Below are 15,261 nucleotides of genomic sequence, written 5' to 3'. Positions count from 1 at the left end.
AATGAAGAATATATTAGTCACAGGTGCAGATGGTTTTATAGGTTCGCATTTAGTTGAAATGCTTTATACACAAACTAAAGACAAGAATTCTTTGTTTTATGGTTATAAAATTAAAGCTTTAAGCCAGTATAATTCTTTTAATTATTGGGGTTGGCTTGAAGATATAGAGTGTTTAAAAGATATTGAAGTAGTTTGTGGAGATATTAGAGATCCACATTTTTGTAAAAATATCACTAAAGATGTAGAAATCATCTTCCATTTAGCAGCTTTAATAGCCATACCTTTTTCTTATGTTGCTCCAGATAGTTATGTAGATGTTAATATAAAGGGTACTTTAAATATCTGCCAAAGTGCATTAGAAAATAATGTAAAGCGTATTATTCACACAAGTACAAGCGAGGTTTATGGTACGGCTTTGTATGTGCCTATTGATGAAAAACATCCTTTGCAAGCACAAAGTCCATATTCAGCAAGCAAAATAGGTGCTGATGCTATGGCAATGAGTTTTTATAATGCTTTCAACCTCCCGCTGACCATAGCAAGACCTTTTAATACCTATGGCCCAAGGCAAAGTGCAAGGGCGGTGATCCCAACTATCATCACTCAAATTGCAAATGGAGCTAAACAAATAAAGCTTGGAGATGTAAGTCCTACTAGAGATTTTAATTATGTAAAAGATACTTGTTTAGGGTTTTTAGAGTTAGCTAAATGCCAAAAGGCTATAGGTGAAGTGGTAAATATAGGATCAAATTATGAAATAAGCATAAAAGATACTTTAGAACTCATTAAAAAACTTATGAAATCAAATGTAGAATTTATCACAGAAAATGAACGCGTTAGACCCGAAAATAGTGAAGTATTTAGGCTATGGTGTGACAATAGCAAGATTAAAAGCCTTACTAACTTTTCACCACAATATGATATAGAAAAAGGTTTAGCTCAAACTATAGAGTGGTTTAGTAGTTCTTTAAATTTAAAAAAATACAAAAGTGATATTTATAATATTTAGGATTTTTGTGAAAGAAAAAATAATCATTATTGGAGCTGGAGGACATGCAAGAGCATGTATGGATGTTATAGAGCTTGAAGGTAAATTTGAAATTGCTGGTTTTGTGGATAATGATATAGAAAGTGCGTATTATCCATTGCTTGGGAATGATGATGATTTAAAAAAATTATTTAAAGAATATAAATATGCCTTAATTGGTATTGGACAAATTAAAACTTCATTGCCGAGAGTGCAAATTTATGATAAGTTGAAAACTATAGGTTTTAGATTGCCAACTATTATTTCGCCGCTTGCTCATGTGTCAAAAAGATCTTTTATTGATGAGGCAAGTATAATAATGCATCATGCCTTGGTAAATACAAATGTCAAGATAGGTAAAGGTTGTATAATAAATTCAAAAGCATTAGTTGAACATGATGCTATAATTGAAAATTTTTGTCATATTAGTACAGCTAGTGTTGTTAATGGGGGTTGTTTGATAAAGCAGCATAGTTTTTTGGGGTCAAATACTCATTTAAAACATGGTAGTATTTTAGGCGAAGATAGTATAGTATATATGAAAGGAGTATAATGATGAAATATTGTGATTATTGCCTAATGCCAGATACGAGACCAGGGATAAAATTTAGTAAAGATAAAAATGGCAAAAATATTTGTTCAGCTTGTGTAAATCATAAAAATAAAGAAAATATTGATTATGAAGCTAGATTTAAAGAATTAGAAAAACTTTGTGATAAATATAGAAGAATGAATGGTAAATATGAGTATGATTGTGCTATTGCGGTAAGTGGGGGCAAAGATTCTCATTTTCAAGTACATATTATGAAAGAAAAATTAGGAATGAATCCTATTTTATTTAGCGTAGAAGATAATTTTACTATGACTGAAGCTGGGAAGAAAAATTTAAAAAATATTTCTGAAGAATTTGGCTGTCATCTTATAATCTTAAAACCTGATATAAAAACTCAAAAAAAAGTTATGTTGAAAACCTTTGAAAAGTATGGAAAACCTACCTGGTTTATAGATAGATTAATCTATTCTTACCCTTTTTGCTATGGCTTTGAAATTTAATACACCTTTGCTTGTCTATGGGGAAAATATTTCATATGAATATGGCGGGAATGACAACATCGAAACTCCTGATGCAAGTGGTATTTTTTTAAATGGGGTAGCGAGTGATTTGGATATTAATGAATTTATAGATGATGAAATAAAGGAAGAGAATTTGCAATTGTTTTTTAATCCTAGTAAAGACGATATTGGCAAGTTAGATCCTATATATTTAAGTTATTTTGTTAAGTGGAATTCTTATTCTAATTATGTTTTTGCCAAAAATAGAGGCTTTAGTGATTTAAATGGAGAATGGGACAGGAGGCATTGTGCTGAAAATTTTGATCAAGTAGATAGTATTGCTTATATTTTACATGCTTGGATGAAATATCCAAAATTTGGTCATGCTATGGCTAGTGATTATGCTGCTAGATTTGTAAGATATGGACTTTTAAGCAGAGATGAAGCTGTAAAAATAGTAAAACAAAAAGATCATAATTTGGATAATAAATGCATAGAAGATTTTTGTAGTTTTTTAGGTATTTCAAAATCTAAATTTTGGAGTATAGTAGAAAAGCATTATAATAAAGAGTTGTTTTATAAGAATGAACTTGGAGAATATAAATTAAAAAATGAAATACAATAAAACCCTTGTTATAGCAGAAGCTGGAGTTAATCATAATGGTGATATAAATTTAGCTAAAAAGCTTATAGAAGTAGCCAGTGAAGCTGGGGCTGATTTTGTAAAATTTCAAACTTTTGTAGCTGAAAATTGTATAAGTAAAAATGCCAAAAAAGCAGAGTATCAACTCCAAGCTACTGATGAAAATCAAAGCCAGCTTGATATGGTTAAAAAATTAGAACTTTCTAAACAAGATCATGAAATTTTAATAGAACATTGTAAAAAATTTAATATTAAATTTCTTTCCACTGCTTTTGATTTAGAAAGTATTGATTTGCTTGTAAAATTTGATATAGAAATTTTTAAAATTCCAAGCGGAGAATTAACTAATCTTCCTTACTTGAAAAAAATTGCTAGTTTTAATAAAAATATCATCTTATCAACAGGAATGGCTACTTTAGGTGAGATTGAAAAAGCTTTAGATATTTTGGTGCAAAATGGTACTCAAAGAGATAAAATCATTATTTTACATTGTAATACAGAATACCCTACACCTTTTGAAGATGTAAATTTAAGGGCTATGCAAACTTTAAAAAAAGCCTTTTGTTTGCCCGTAGGATATTCTGATCACACTTTGGGTATAACTATACCTATAGCAGCTGTAGCTATGGGAGCTTGTGTGATAGAAAAACATTTTACTTTAGATAAAAGTATGCAAGGGCCCGATCATCAAGCTTCCTTAGAACCTGAAGAATTAAAAGCTATGATTAAATCCATAAGAGAGCTAGAACAAGCTTTTGGAAATGGTGTTAAAATTCCAAGCAAAAGCGAAAGTAAAAACAAAGCCATTGCTAGAAAATCTCTTGTAGCTAAAAAAGTTATAAAAAAGGGCGAATGTTTTAGTGAAGAAAATCTTACCACAAAGCGACCGGGGGATGGAATTTGTGCTATGAAATATGATAAATATTTAGGTAAAATTGCTAGTAGAGATTATGCTGAAGATGAGTTAATTGATGAATAGAAAAATTTGTGTTATTAGTGGCACTAGAGCCGAATGGTATTTATTAAGAAATTTATGCAAATACATTGAACAAGATAATGAATTAACTTTGCAGCTTATTGTTACAGCAGCTCATTTAAGTCAAGATTTTGGTTTTACTTATCAAGAGATTGAAAAAGAATTTAAAGTAAATAAAAAAATTCCCATTTTGCTTAATAACAATGATGGTGTAGGTATTTGTAAAAGTATGGGGCTTTTACAAATTTCACTTTGTGAAGCTTTTGAAGAATTAAAACCTGATATTGTGGTGATATTAGGCGATAGATATGAAATGCTCTCTTGTGCTAGCACTTGTTTGGTAATGCAAATTCCCTTAGCGCATCTTTGTGGAGGTGAGCTTACTTTGGGAGCTATTGATGATAGCATTAGGCATGCTATTAGTAAAATGGCGCATTTGCATTTTGCTAGTACTCAAACTTATACAAATAGAATTTTGCAACTTGGAGAAAGTAAAGATAGAGTTTTTAATGTAGGTTCTCTAGGGGGAGAAAATATCAATAATATGAATTTTTTAAACAAGGAAGATTTGCAAAAAGAATTGAATTTGATATTTGATGAAAATATATATTTAATAACTTATCATCCTCAAACGATACAAAAATCAAGCGTTAAAAAAGAAATAAAATTATTGCTTGAATTTTTAGATAATTTGGAAAATTCTACTTTAATTTTTACGAAAGCAAATGCTGATGAGAATGGCTTATATATTAATGAGCTTTTAAATGAGTATTGTATAAAACAATCTCATAAAGCAAAGTTATTTGATAATTTGGGCTCTAAAAGATACTTAAGTTTAATGAAAATAGCAAATATGCTTATAGGAAATAGCTCTAGTGGAATTTGCGAAAGTCCTTTTTTAAGAATTCCTTGTATCAATATAGGCAACAGGCAAGAAGGAAGAATTTTTGCTGATAATATTATAAATTGTGATATTTATCATTTAAAACAAGCGTTTTTGTATGTTAATACCAAAGAATATCAAGATAAGCTAAAAAATTTCATTAATCCTTTTGAGTGTGAAGGTAAAAATACAAGTCTAATGATAAAGGATATTTTAAAAAATATTTCTTTGGAAAAAATTTTATATAAAAAATTTGTGGATATGCAATGAGTATTGAAAAATTAAAACTTGCTAAAAATGCAAGCATACAAGAAGCTTTAAAAATTATAGGTAGTGATCGTGTTAGAATAGCTTTGGTGGTAGAAAATGATAAATTTTTAGGTGTAATTAGTGATTCTAACATTAGAAGAGCTTTATTAAATGGCAAAAAGCTTGAAGATAGTATAGAAACAATTTATACTAAGAATTCGCTAACTATTAAAGAAAATACAAGTAAAGAAGAGCTTTTAAAATTAGCTAGTCAAACTGATATTTATGATTTTCCTGTCTTAAATAGTGAAAATGAAGTCATAGCTATAAAATCTATTGCTTCAATTCTTAAAGAAAAAAGTTTTGAAAATGAAGTAGTTCTAATGGTTGGAGGTCTTGGAAGTAGATTGGGTGAACTTACCAAAAATACTCCAAAACCTATGTTAAAAATAGGTAAAAAACCAATACTCGAAAATATTGTTTTAAATTTCAAAGAACAAGGTTTTAAAAAATTTATATTTTGTGTAAATTATAAAAAAGAAGTTATTTGTGATTATTTTCAAGAAGGCAAAAGTTGGGGTGTTGAAATTTCTTATATTAAAGAAAAACAAAAACTCGGCACTGCTGGGGCTTTGTCTTTGGTGAAAGATATGAAAAAATCATTTATTGTTATGAATGGAGATATTTTAACTAAACTTGATTTTGATCAAATTATTCAAGAGCATAAAAAAAGTAAAGCAGTGATGAGTGTGGTACTTAGAGAATTTGAGCAACAAATTCCTTATGGTGTTGTGAAAATTTCTAACAATGATATAAAAGATATAGAAGAAAAACCTATGCAGAAATTTTTAGTTAGTGCTGGAATTTATGTATTAGAACCAGAAGTTTTAAAGTATATCAAAAAAGATGTGTATTTGGATATGCCTAATTTGATTAAGCGATTGTTAGATAAAAAATTAAAAATAAATTCTTATATATTACAAGATTATTGGATTGATATAGGAAGACTTGAAGAATATGAAAAGGCGATTGTGGATTTTCAATGAAAGTTTTGATTATAGGATTTGGTAGTATAGGAAAAAAACACTACTTAGCTTTAAAGCACTTAGGTTATGAAGTTAGCGTAGTTTCAAGAAGTTATAAAAAGAATGATTTGCAATGCTTTAAGAGCTTGCAAGAAGTAAAGTTAGAAGAAATTGATTTATTTGTTATAGCAACTATAACGATAAATCACTATGAAACTTTAGAATCAATCGATAAAAAAGTAAAAGACAAAACTATTTTAGTTGAAAAGCCTTTATTTGAAAAATATAGAGAGTTTAACTCTATCAATGGTAATTATATTTATGTAGCTTATTTGCTACGCTTTCATCCTTTAGTGGAAAAAATAAAAACTATTATACAAAAAGATCAATATATTTATTTTGTTGAATTTAATTGCTCATCATATTTACCAAACTGGAGAATTTGTGATTATACTCAAAATTATAGTGCAAAAAAAGAATTAGGTGGAGGAGTTTTATTGGATTTATCCCATGAGCTTGATTTAGCGTATTATTTTTTTGAAAAATTAAAATTATTATATGCTCAAAATTTAAAAATTTCTGAACTTGAAATTAATAGTGATGATTTTGCATTTTTATCTTTAAAATCTAAAAAAGAATTAATTCATATCAAACTTGATTATTTTTCTAAATTTACAAAAAGAGAGATTGTTTTGCATTCTCGTGATAAAACTTATAAGGCAGATTTAGTCAATAATAAATTATACATTTTTGGAACAACTACCTTGTTGCAGGTGGAAGAATGCCAAAGTGATACGATAAAAAATTTAATAAGTCTTCATGAAAAAATTATAGAAAAGGATTGTAGTGTGTGTAATCTTTATGAAGCTTTTGATGTTTTAAAATTATGTGATGAAGTCAAAAGGAGATCTAGTGAATAATATTTTATGCACAATATGTGCAAGAGGTGGTAGTAAAGGGGTTAAAAATAAAAACATTAGAAAAATTAATGATTTGGAATTAATTGCTTATAGCATAATCCAAGCAAAAAATTCTCAACTTTTTAAACATATAGTAATTAGTACAGATAGTGATGAAATAGCACAAGTTGCTTTAAAATACGGCGGGGAAGTTTTTTTTAAAAGAAGTGCAAATTTAGCTAGTGATGAGGCCGCTAAATTACCTGTGATAAAAGATGCTTTGTTAAAAAGCGAAGAATACTTTAATACTAAATTTAACACCATAATAGATCTTGATGCTTCTGCACCTTTGCGAAATAGTAAAGATATTTGCAAAGCATATGAGCTTTTTAAACAAGAAAAAAAATCAAATTTAATTACAGCTACTCCAGCAAGACGCAACCCGTATTTTAATCTAATAGAAGTAGATAATGATGAGGTAAAAAAGTCTAAAGAAGGAAATTTCACTACGCGTCAAAGTGCTCCAAAATGTTATGATATGAATGCTAGTATTTATATTTTTACTAGGGAAAAATTGTTGAAAAATAATACTTTATTTGGAAAAGATACGAGTTTGTATATAATGGATGAAAAGACAGCTTTTGATATAGATAGTGAGTTTGATTTTGAAATAGTTGAATTTTTAATCAAAAAGGCTAATTTAAAACAGGAAGATTTTTAATGATTAAAGATAAAGTAGTATTTATAATAGGAGCATGTGGCCGTATAGGGAGTGCTTTGAGTAAGGCATGTTTAGAGCATAATGGAAAAATTATCATTGCAGATATTAATGAGGAAGGATTATTTCACTTAGTATTAAAATTAAATAATAAAGAACGCATTTTAAGCAAAAAAATTGATATAAACGATTATAAAGCAATTGAAGATTGTTTAAAAGAAGCTGTTTTAAAATTTGGAAAAATTGATGCTTTTGTTAATTGTGCTTATCCTGTGAGTAAAGATTGGGGGAAAATTGCTTATTATGAAGCAAGTTATGAACAAATTTGTGAAAGTTTGAATTTGCATCTAGCTAGTTTTATTTTTATAGCTAATATAATGGTAAAATTTTTTAAAAAGCAAGGCTTTGGAAATATTATTAATTTAAGTTCGATTATGGGTGTTTATGCACCTAAATTTGAAAATTATAAAGGAACTTCCATGCAAAGTTCTTTAGAATATAGTGTGATTAAAGCTGGCATTAATCATCTTGGTGTTTGGCTTGCTAAGGAGCTTTTTAATACAAATATAAGAGTAAATAGTGTAGCCTTTGGTGGTATAAAAGACAATCAACCCCAAGTGTTTTTAGATGCTTATAGAAAGTGTTGTGCTTCTAAAGGTATGTTAGATGCTAATGATGTGTGCGGGACTTTGATATTTTTAATGTCAGATTATTCTAAATTTATAACAGGACAAACTATAATAGTAGATGATGGATGGGGACTTTGATGAGTATTTTAGAAAATAATATTAATGCAGTGTTTGATCATAATTTAAAAGAGCAATTAAAAAAAGTAAATCAAACTTATCAAATAGTGCAAGGTGATGATAATTTAGATATAAATATTATAGACGGGGGGGGGTATAGGCTTTATGATAAGCCGCTAGAAGAATTAAATAAAACATTAAATTTATACAATGATAAATATCTTTTATATCCTATATTATTCTTTTATGGTTTTGGAAATGGAATTTTATATAAAGCTCTTTTGCAAAATCCAAATCATAAGATTATTTTAGTATTTGAACCTGATGTAAATATAATCTATACTATGTTTAAAATGATAGATTTTTCTAAGGAATTAAAAGAAAATAGATTATTACTACTAGATCCAAATAATGAAAATATCAATGATTTGAAAAATTTGTTTTTAAGCAATTTGATATTTAAATTTTTAAGGACTTATTTTTTAGAGATACATTGTGATTATTATGATGGCAAGTATCAAGAAGAAATTTTGAAATTAAATTCTTTAATACAAGATGCTATAAAAGAAAATATAATTTCTATTGGAGATGATCCATTAGATGCCTTGCGAGGTATAAAACATTTTACACAAAATATTCCTAAAATGATAGCCAATCCAAGCTATAAAGAATTATTAAATAAAAGAAAAAATTTAAGTGATACAGCTATAATGGTCTCAACAGGACCTAGCTTAACTAAACAACTTCCACTTTTAAAACAATACCAAAACAAAGCCAGTATATTTTGTGCTGATAGTGCTTATCCTATACTTGCAAAAGCAAATATTAAACCTGATTATGTTTTTTCGCTTGAGAGAACTGATTTTACCAGTGAATTTTTTAATAATGACTTTGGTGAATTTGATAAAGATATATTATTTGTTATTAAATCAGTCACTCATCCAAATACTATTAAATATTTAGAAAAAAATAAAAGAAAATATATGATAGTTTCAACTCCAGAATATTTTTTTAAATATTGCTCTTTAAATGATTTTGGGTATTTTAACATGGGATGGAGTGTTGCTCATATGGCCTGTTATTTATCTATCGGTTCATTTAAAACATAGTAATATAATATTTATTGGGCAGGATTTAGCTTATGGTGAAAGTAAAGTTTCGCATGCTATTGGACATATATACGGAGAACATGATTTAGATGATGAAGGTTTATACAAAGAAAATTTAAAAACTGAAGCTTATGGTGGTGGTAAATATATTGAGAGTTCATCTATATGGATTTTTTTTAAGAAAGTACTTGAAAATGATATTCTTACTTTTAATAAGATGAATATGAAAATTTACAACTGCACTGAGGGTGGAGCAAGAATAAATGGAACCATTGAAGAGCCTTTTAAGCAAGTATGTGAAAAATTATTAAAAAAAGATTTGAACAAGCCTTTTACAAAACTTGAAAATTTAAATTTAAATAAACAAAATGAATTATTATTAAAAGCATATTTCAAAATTATAAAAAACATTAAACAATATGAAAAATTAAAAAAAGAATTATGCGAAAGAAATATATCTATAAATAAAAATTTATTACATATTGATAATTTAGATATTCAAGATTCTATACATATGTTTGAATTAATATTAAAACAAATTGATGAACTTAAAACTAGCATATATCGTTGTGGTTTGTTAAATGGACCTTTAATCAGACAATTTGAATTAAATTTAGCAAGAATTTATGTGTTAAATCCAAAAACACAAGAAGATAGTTACAATAAATCAATGCTTTGGATAAAAGAACACCTAGATTGGATAAAATTAATCATAGCTCATATAGACTCTCAAAAGGAAGTTTTACAAAGAAGTATAGTTACAACTAAAGATGAGCTTATAGAAAAAGGTTTTCTAAATTTAGTAGAAAAAATCGAACAAAGAGCTTTAAAAAATGTCAATTTTTGATATTTTATAATCTATTTTTTAAATTTATTAAATCGATTTCAAAAATTTCAAGTAATTTTTCATTAAATTTTTTATAATCACACGAGAGCTTTTTTATAAGCTCAAAACTTCTTTTTTTATCTTTGTAATTTTGCCATAAAATTTCTTTATTTTTGTTTTCATATCTACCATTGTCATTAAATTCATAGCGGTATATGCATTCTTGCGATACAAAAAAGCTCTCACTTAGCATAAAATTTATATAGTTAAAAAGCACATCTTCTCCATAACAAAGTTTTTCTTTAAAATCAACATACTCAAAACTTTTTAAAATCAAATTTTTCCTATATACTTTTGCCCAAACACTCCAGCAAAAATGCTTTTGATTAAATAAAAATTCCAAAAATTTATTTTTGTTAAAATGCTCATCTTGTTTAAATCTATAAAATTTCTTAAATTTCACCCTATGTACATATGCATCAAACACTACCATATCTACATTTTTGATTTTTTCAAGCCCAACTTCACAAGCATTAAGCTCTAAATAATCATCAGGATCTAAAAACATTATATAGGGTGAGCTTGAATTTAATACACCTATATTTCTACTAGCAAAAGTTCCTAAATTCTCTTCATTATGTATGATTTTTATCCTATCATCTTTGCTAGCATATTCTTTAGCTATATCTATACTTTTATCATTGCCAAGGTCATCTACCACAATGATTTCTATATCTTTAAAAGTTTGTTTAATACAACTTTCTAATGCTCTAGCAATATACTTTTCCACATTATAGGTTGGTAGTATGATGGAAATTTGACTCATTTTAGCTCTTTATTTTTTGATATAATTATAGCTTTTATTTTTAAGGAAAATTATGAATATTTTTATCAACCTTCCTACTTGGCTTGGCGATGCGGTGATGGCTAGTGCGGCTATTTATGCTATGAAAGAAAAATACCCTCAAGCTAAATTTACTTTTTATGGTTCTTTTGTAAGCACAGAGCTTTTTAAACGCTTTGAAAATGCTCAAATTTTAGTAGAAAATAAAAAGCAAAGATATAAGCAAATTTTAAAAGCTAGAAAAAACCTTGGTAAATTTGATCTAGCTTTTTCGTTTCGCTCGGCATTTTCAAGCAAGATCATTTTAAATCTAATCAAAGCAAAAAAAAGATTTTATTTTGATAAAAATATTCTAAAAGAAGAACACCAAGTCTTAAAATACTTAAATTTCATAGAAAAAGCCTTAAATTTTAAAGCCACTTCAAATGCTTTAAAACTCCCTATAAAAGCAAAATCAACTCAAAAAATCTTAGGTATAAACCCGGGTGCACATTTTGGAAGTGCCAAAAGATGGGAAGCGAGCTATTTTGCAAGGGTAGCAAAAGAATTTAGCTCAACTCATCAAATTTTAATCTTTGGAGTAGAAAGTGAGAGAGAAATTTGTGATGAAATTGAGTATTTTCTTCTAAAAGAAGGTATCAAATCAAAAAATCTTTGTGGTAAAACTAGTATTTATACTTTATGTAAAAATATTTCTATGCTTGATTTGCTCATCACAAACGACAGTGGTCCTATGCATATAGGTGCAGTTTATGGGGTGAAAACGGTGGCTATTTTTGGCTCGACTAAATTTAGTCAAACCTCGCCTTGGCAAGAAAATGCTAAAATAGCACATTTAAATTTAGCTTGTATGCCTTGTATGCAAAAGGTCTGCCCTTTAAAACACCACAAATGTATGAAAGATTTAAAGCCTGAAGTGGTAATAAATTTAGCAAAAACATTTTTTTAGCATATTTTTCTTTGTGATTTGGGTTTAAACCTCTTGCAAAAGCTTGATAAATGTGTTAAACTTAACAATCATTTTTAATCAAGGAGCTTTTTATGACTAAAGCAGATTTTATTTCTCAAGTTGCTCAAACTGCTGGGCTAACTAAAAAAGATGCAACTGCAGCTACTGATGCAGTAATCGCTACTATTACTGATGTATTAGCTAAAGGTGATAGCATTAGCTTTATTGGTTTTGGTACATTTTCTGTAGCTGAAAGAGCTGCTAGAGAAGCTAGAGTACCAAGCACTGGTGCTACTATCAAAGTACCTGCTACTAAAGTTGCTAAATTTAAAGTAGGTAAAAACCTTAAAGACGCAGTTGCTGCTGCTAAAACTGCTAAAAAAGCTAAAAAATAATTCTTTGCGCAAAAGTTAAAAAACTTTTGCGTTTTTCTTCATAGTTAAGTATTAATTTTCTTTTGATATTGTTTTTAAAAATATTAAAGGAAGACAATGTCAGTTTATAATAATATCTTAGATTGTATAGGTAACACCCCGATTGTTTCTTTAAAAGAATTTGCTCCAAATCTTTATGCTAAATGCGAGTATTTTAATCCAAGTCATTCTATAAAAGATAGAGCGGCTGTGGAGATGATAAAACAAGCTTTAAATGAAGGTAAAATCAATCAAGAAACAACCATTATAGAAGCTACAAGTGGAAATACCGGCATAGCTTTAGCAATGATTTGTGCAAGCTTAAAGCTTAAACTTATCATAGCTATGCCTGAGTCTATGAGTATTGAGCGTAGAAAAATGATGAGTTTTTTTGGTGCAAAGCTAGAACTTACTCAAGCAAGTAAAGGCATGCAAGGAGCGCTTGATAGAGCTAATGAGCTTTTGAGTGAAATTCCAAATTCATTTATGGTAAGTCAATTTGAAAATATCAACAACAAAAACGCACATAAAAAAAATACTGCTTTAGAAATTTTAAAAGCTTTACCCGATCTTGGTATTTTTTTAGCAGGTTTTGGTACAGGCGGGACTATTAGCGGGGTAGGAGAAATTTTAAAAGAACACAATCCTAATGTCAAAATCATAGCCTTAGAACCCGCATCTTCGCCACTTTTGAGCCAAAATACCGCTGCAAGCCATAAAATTCAAGGTATAGGTGCAAATTTTATCCCTAAAATTTTAAATCAAAAAATTATAGATGAGATAGTTTGTGTAAGCAATGAAGATGCTATAAATACAGCCTTAGAGCTTGGTAAAAATGGCATAATGGCAGGAATTTCAAGTGGTGCAAATGTATATATGGCTAGAAAAATTGCTTTAGAAAACCCTGATAAAAAAGTCTTGACTATGTTAAATGATACAGCCGAGCGATATTTGTCAACTGATTTATTTGCAAATTTATAATTAGGGGTGTGTATGAGTCAAAATAATGAGCATTTTGATTTAGATCTTGAAAGGGCGATTTTAAGTTCTTGTATATATAGTGAAGATTCTTTTTTTAGTGTTTCTTCGGATATTGAGATTAATGATTTTTCGCTCAAAGCTCATCAAGATATTTATAAAGCTATTTTAGCTTGTGTGAATGCAGGCGAGCCTATAAGTGCAAGTTTTATAAGAAAACATAAAAAAGTAGATGAGCAAATTTTAGCTGAAGTTTTAGCTACTACTTCCATAGCAGATGTGAGTAAATACGCTTATGAATTAAGAGAAAAATCCATTAGACGCCAGCTTTTAAATTTTGCTTATACTATACCTACAAGGGTAAATGAAGATAAAAGCATTTCTCAAATCTCAGATGAAATAGGCAAAGAAATTTTTAATCTTACAAACCGTGTAAATAGTAATAGTATTAAGGATATGACTATGGTGATGTCTGAGCTTATGGATGAGTTTAAAAAGCAAAAAGAAGCTGAAAATAAAGATATTTTGGGACTTGATACAGGTTTTAGTGAGCTTAATAAAATGACAAAAGGCTTTAAACCCGGCGATCTTGTAATCATCGCAGCACGCCCTGGCATGGGAAAAACTACAATTTGTTTAAATTTTATAGAAAAAACACTAAGGCAAAATAAAGGTGTTGTAATGTTTTCACTAGAAATGCCTGCTACGCAAATCATGCAAAGATTAATCAGTGCAAAAACTTCCATTCCTTTGCAAAAAATTCTAATCGCAGATTTAAGCGATGATGAGTGGAGTAGGGTAGGTGATGCTTGTAATGAATATGCGCAAAAAAATCTTTATATTTATGATAGTGGTTATGCTAGCATAGCAGACATTCGTTCAATTTTACGCAAAATCAAGGCTCAAGATGAGAGTATTGAGCTTTGCGTAGTTGATTACATCGGTCTTATGATGAGTAACTCAGCTTTTAATGATAGGCATTTACAAGTGAGTGAAATTTCAAGAGGTTTAAAGCTTTTAGCAAGAGAATTAAATATGCCAGTAGTGGCACTCTCACAGCTTAATCGTTCATTAGAAAGTAGAGCAAATAAACGACCTATGCTTAGTGATTTAAGAGAGAGTGGCGCTATAGAACAAGATGCAGATACGATTTTATTTGTATATAGAGATGAGGTTTATAGAGAACAAGAAGAAAAAGAAAGAGAAAATAAAGCCAAAAATGAAGGCAAAACTTATGAGAGAAAATTTATGCCAAATCCTGTGCAAGAAAAAGCTGAGCTTATTATAGGTAAAAATAGAAATGGTCCTGTAGGGCATGTGGATTTGCTTTTCTTAAAAGAAAAATCGTGCTTTATTGAAGCTCCAAAAGAAGATTTTATAGTTACCAATTTTGAAGGTTAATTTAAAGAATAGCGATAATCGTTTTGTATAAAAAGCTCTAAATCTTTAAAATCAATTTTTCCCATCAGCTCTTTTACGAGCTGTTTGTATATTATTTTTTCATCTTTAACTATAAAAGCTGATCTTGCTAATAATCCTGCAAATATACTATCATGTATTAATACTCCATAATTAGTGCCAAAATCTTTAAAGGCAAAATCACTTGCAACTATGATATTATCAATTCCTTCAGTCGCACAAAAACGATCCATAGCAAAAGGTAAGTCCATGCTAATAACAATCACTTCAATGTTTTTTATAGATGCCAATCTTTTGTTAGTTTCTTTAGCTTGTTTGGAACATACTTGAGTGTCTAAGCTAGGAAAAGTTAGTAAAATTTGAGTTTTTCCAGGTGGTGCTATTTCTACTGAGGCAAGATTTTTAGTTTTTAAAGTCACTTTTGGAGCATTATCGCCAATTTGTAGTTGATTTCCTGTGAGTTTTATGTTTTGTTTTTTATATATAATGCTTGACACAATTTTC

Annotated in this window: 16 protein-coding genes and 1 pseudogene; 15 read left to right on the top strand and 2 right to left on the bottom strand. The window is 28.7% G+C overall.

Going from position 1 to position 15,261, the window contains the following annotated elements:
- Window position 1: 1 nt before the first annotated feature.
- The 11 genes and pseudogenes from L8X38_RS02765 (at window position 2) to L8X38_RS08440 (ending at window position 10,175) form a co-directional block, all read left to right on the top strand.
- Entirely contained in the window at window positions 2–1,009 is a 1,008-nt protein-coding gene (locus tag L8X38_RS02765) for an NAD-dependent 4,6-dehydratase LegB (protein ID WP_263661233.1), read from the top strand.
- A gap of 7 nt (window positions 1,010–1,016) precedes the next feature.
- Entirely contained in the window at window positions 1,017–1,580 is a 564-nt protein-coding gene (locus L8X38_RS02760) for a NeuD/PglB/VioB family sugar acetyltransferase (RefSeq protein ID WP_263661232.1), read from the top strand.
- A gap of 2 nt (window positions 1,581–1,582) precedes the next feature.
- Window positions 1,583–2,705 (top strand): annotated as a pseudogene (locus L8X38_RS02755) (N-acetyl sugar amidotransferase).
- Window positions 2,692–3,702 (top strand): N-acetylneuraminate synthase, encoded by a 1,011-nt coding sequence (gene neuB / locus L8X38_RS02750; protein ID WP_263661231.1) that lies wholly within the window; start codon window positions 2,692–2,694, stop codon window positions 3,700–3,702. Before L8X38_RS02755 ends, neuB begins: the two are co-directional and overlap by 14 nt.
- Complete coding sequence (neuC, locus tag L8X38_RS02745; RefSeq protein WP_263661229.1) at window positions 3,692–4,852, top strand: UDP-N-acetylglucosamine 2-epimerase; 1,161 nt, start codon at window positions 3,692–3,694, stop codon at window positions 4,850–4,852. The genes neuB and neuC overlap by 11 nt, the downstream gene beginning before the upstream one ends.
- Window positions 4,849–5,877, top strand: coding sequence for a nucleotidyltransferase family protein (locus tag L8X38_RS02740; protein ID WP_263661227.1), 1,029 nt, complete (start codon window positions 4,849–4,851; stop codon window positions 5,875–5,877). Before neuC ends, L8X38_RS02740 begins: the two co-directional genes overlap by 4 nt.
- A complete protein-coding gene (locus L8X38_RS02735; protein WP_263661226.1) occupies window positions 5,874–6,776 on the top strand; it encodes a Gfo/Idh/MocA family protein in 903 nt (300 codons plus the stop codon). Before L8X38_RS02740 ends, L8X38_RS02735 begins: the two co-directional genes overlap by 4 nt.
- Window positions 6,769–7,476: an acylneuraminate cytidylyltransferase family protein gene (locus L8X38_RS02730; protein ID WP_263661225.1), complete on the top strand. Its 708-nt coding sequence runs from the start codon at window positions 6,769–6,771 to the stop codon at window positions 7,474–7,476. Before L8X38_RS02735 ends, L8X38_RS02730 begins: the two co-directional genes overlap by 8 nt.
- Window positions 7,476–8,240 (top strand): oxidoreductase, encoded by a 765-nt coding sequence (locus tag L8X38_RS02725; protein WP_263661224.1) that lies wholly within the window; start codon window positions 7,476–7,478, stop codon window positions 8,238–8,240. The genes L8X38_RS02730 and L8X38_RS02725 overlap by 1 nt, the downstream gene beginning before the upstream one ends.
- On the top strand, window positions 8,240–9,328 hold the full coding sequence (locus tag L8X38_RS08445; RefSeq protein WP_318529580.1) for a motility associated factor glycosyltransferase family protein: 1,089 nt from the start codon (window positions 8,240–8,242) through the stop codon (window positions 9,326–9,328). The genes L8X38_RS02725 and L8X38_RS08445 overlap by 1 nt, the downstream gene beginning before the upstream one ends.
- Window positions 9,279–10,175: a hypothetical protein gene (locus L8X38_RS08440; RefSeq protein ID WP_318529579.1), complete on the top strand. Its 897-nt coding sequence runs from the start codon at window positions 9,279–9,281 to the stop codon at window positions 10,173–10,175. The genes L8X38_RS08445 and L8X38_RS08440 overlap by 50 nt, the downstream gene beginning before the upstream one ends.
- A gap of 4 nt (window positions 10,176–10,179) precedes the next feature.
- Here L8X38_RS08440 and L8X38_RS02715 read toward each other — a convergent pair whose 3' ends face one another.
- The gene (locus L8X38_RS02715) at window positions 10,180–10,980 is read right to left on the bottom strand and encodes a glycosyltransferase family 2 protein (RefSeq protein ID WP_263661223.1); all 801 of its coding nucleotides are present in this window, start codon (window positions 10,978–10,980) and stop codon (window positions 10,180–10,182) included.
- Window positions 10,981–11,032: 52 nt separating this feature from the next.
- Between L8X38_RS02715 and waaF the strand changes: the two genes are divergently transcribed.
- The 4 genes from waaF (at window position 11,033) to L8X38_RS02695 (ending at window position 14,739) form a co-directional block, all read left to right on the top strand.
- Window positions 11,033–11,947, top strand: a complete 915-nt coding sequence (waaF, locus tag L8X38_RS02710) for a lipopolysaccharide heptosyltransferase II (RefSeq protein ID WP_263661222.1) — start codon at window positions 11,033–11,035, stop codon at window positions 11,945–11,947.
- Window positions 11,948–12,039: 92 nt separating this feature from the next.
- Window positions 12,040–12,342, top strand: a complete 303-nt coding sequence (locus tag L8X38_RS02705; protein ID WP_039619003.1) for an HU family DNA-binding protein — start codon at window positions 12,040–12,042, stop codon at window positions 12,340–12,342.
- A 96-nt stretch (window positions 12,343–12,438) separates the two neighbouring features.
- Window positions 12,439–13,341 (top strand): cysteine synthase A, encoded by a 903-nt coding sequence (gene cysK / locus L8X38_RS02700; protein WP_263661221.1) that lies wholly within the window; start codon window positions 12,439–12,441, stop codon window positions 13,339–13,341.
- 12 nt (window positions 13,342–13,353) lie between these two features.
- Window positions 13,354–14,739: a replicative DNA helicase gene (locus L8X38_RS02695; protein WP_263661220.1), complete on the top strand. Its 1,386-nt coding sequence runs from the start codon at window positions 13,354–13,356 to the stop codon at window positions 14,737–14,739.
- Here the strand turns inward: L8X38_RS02695 and tpx are convergent.
- Entirely contained in the window at window positions 14,736–15,254 is a 519-nt protein-coding gene (tpx, locus tag L8X38_RS02690; RefSeq protein ID WP_263661219.1) for a thiol peroxidase, read from the bottom strand. The genes L8X38_RS02695 and tpx overlap by 4 nt on opposite strands.
- Between the last annotated feature and the right edge of the window lie 7 nt (window positions 15,255–15,261).

Source organism: Campylobacter sp. CNRCH_2014_2452, from assembly GCF_025772865.1.
Taxonomy (GTDB): Bacteria; Campylobacterota; Campylobacteria; order Campylobacterales; family Campylobacteraceae; genus Campylobacter_D; species Campylobacter_D lari_D.
Note: the sequence above shows the minus strand (reverse complement) of the source record. Positions and strands in the feature narration are given on the sequence as shown.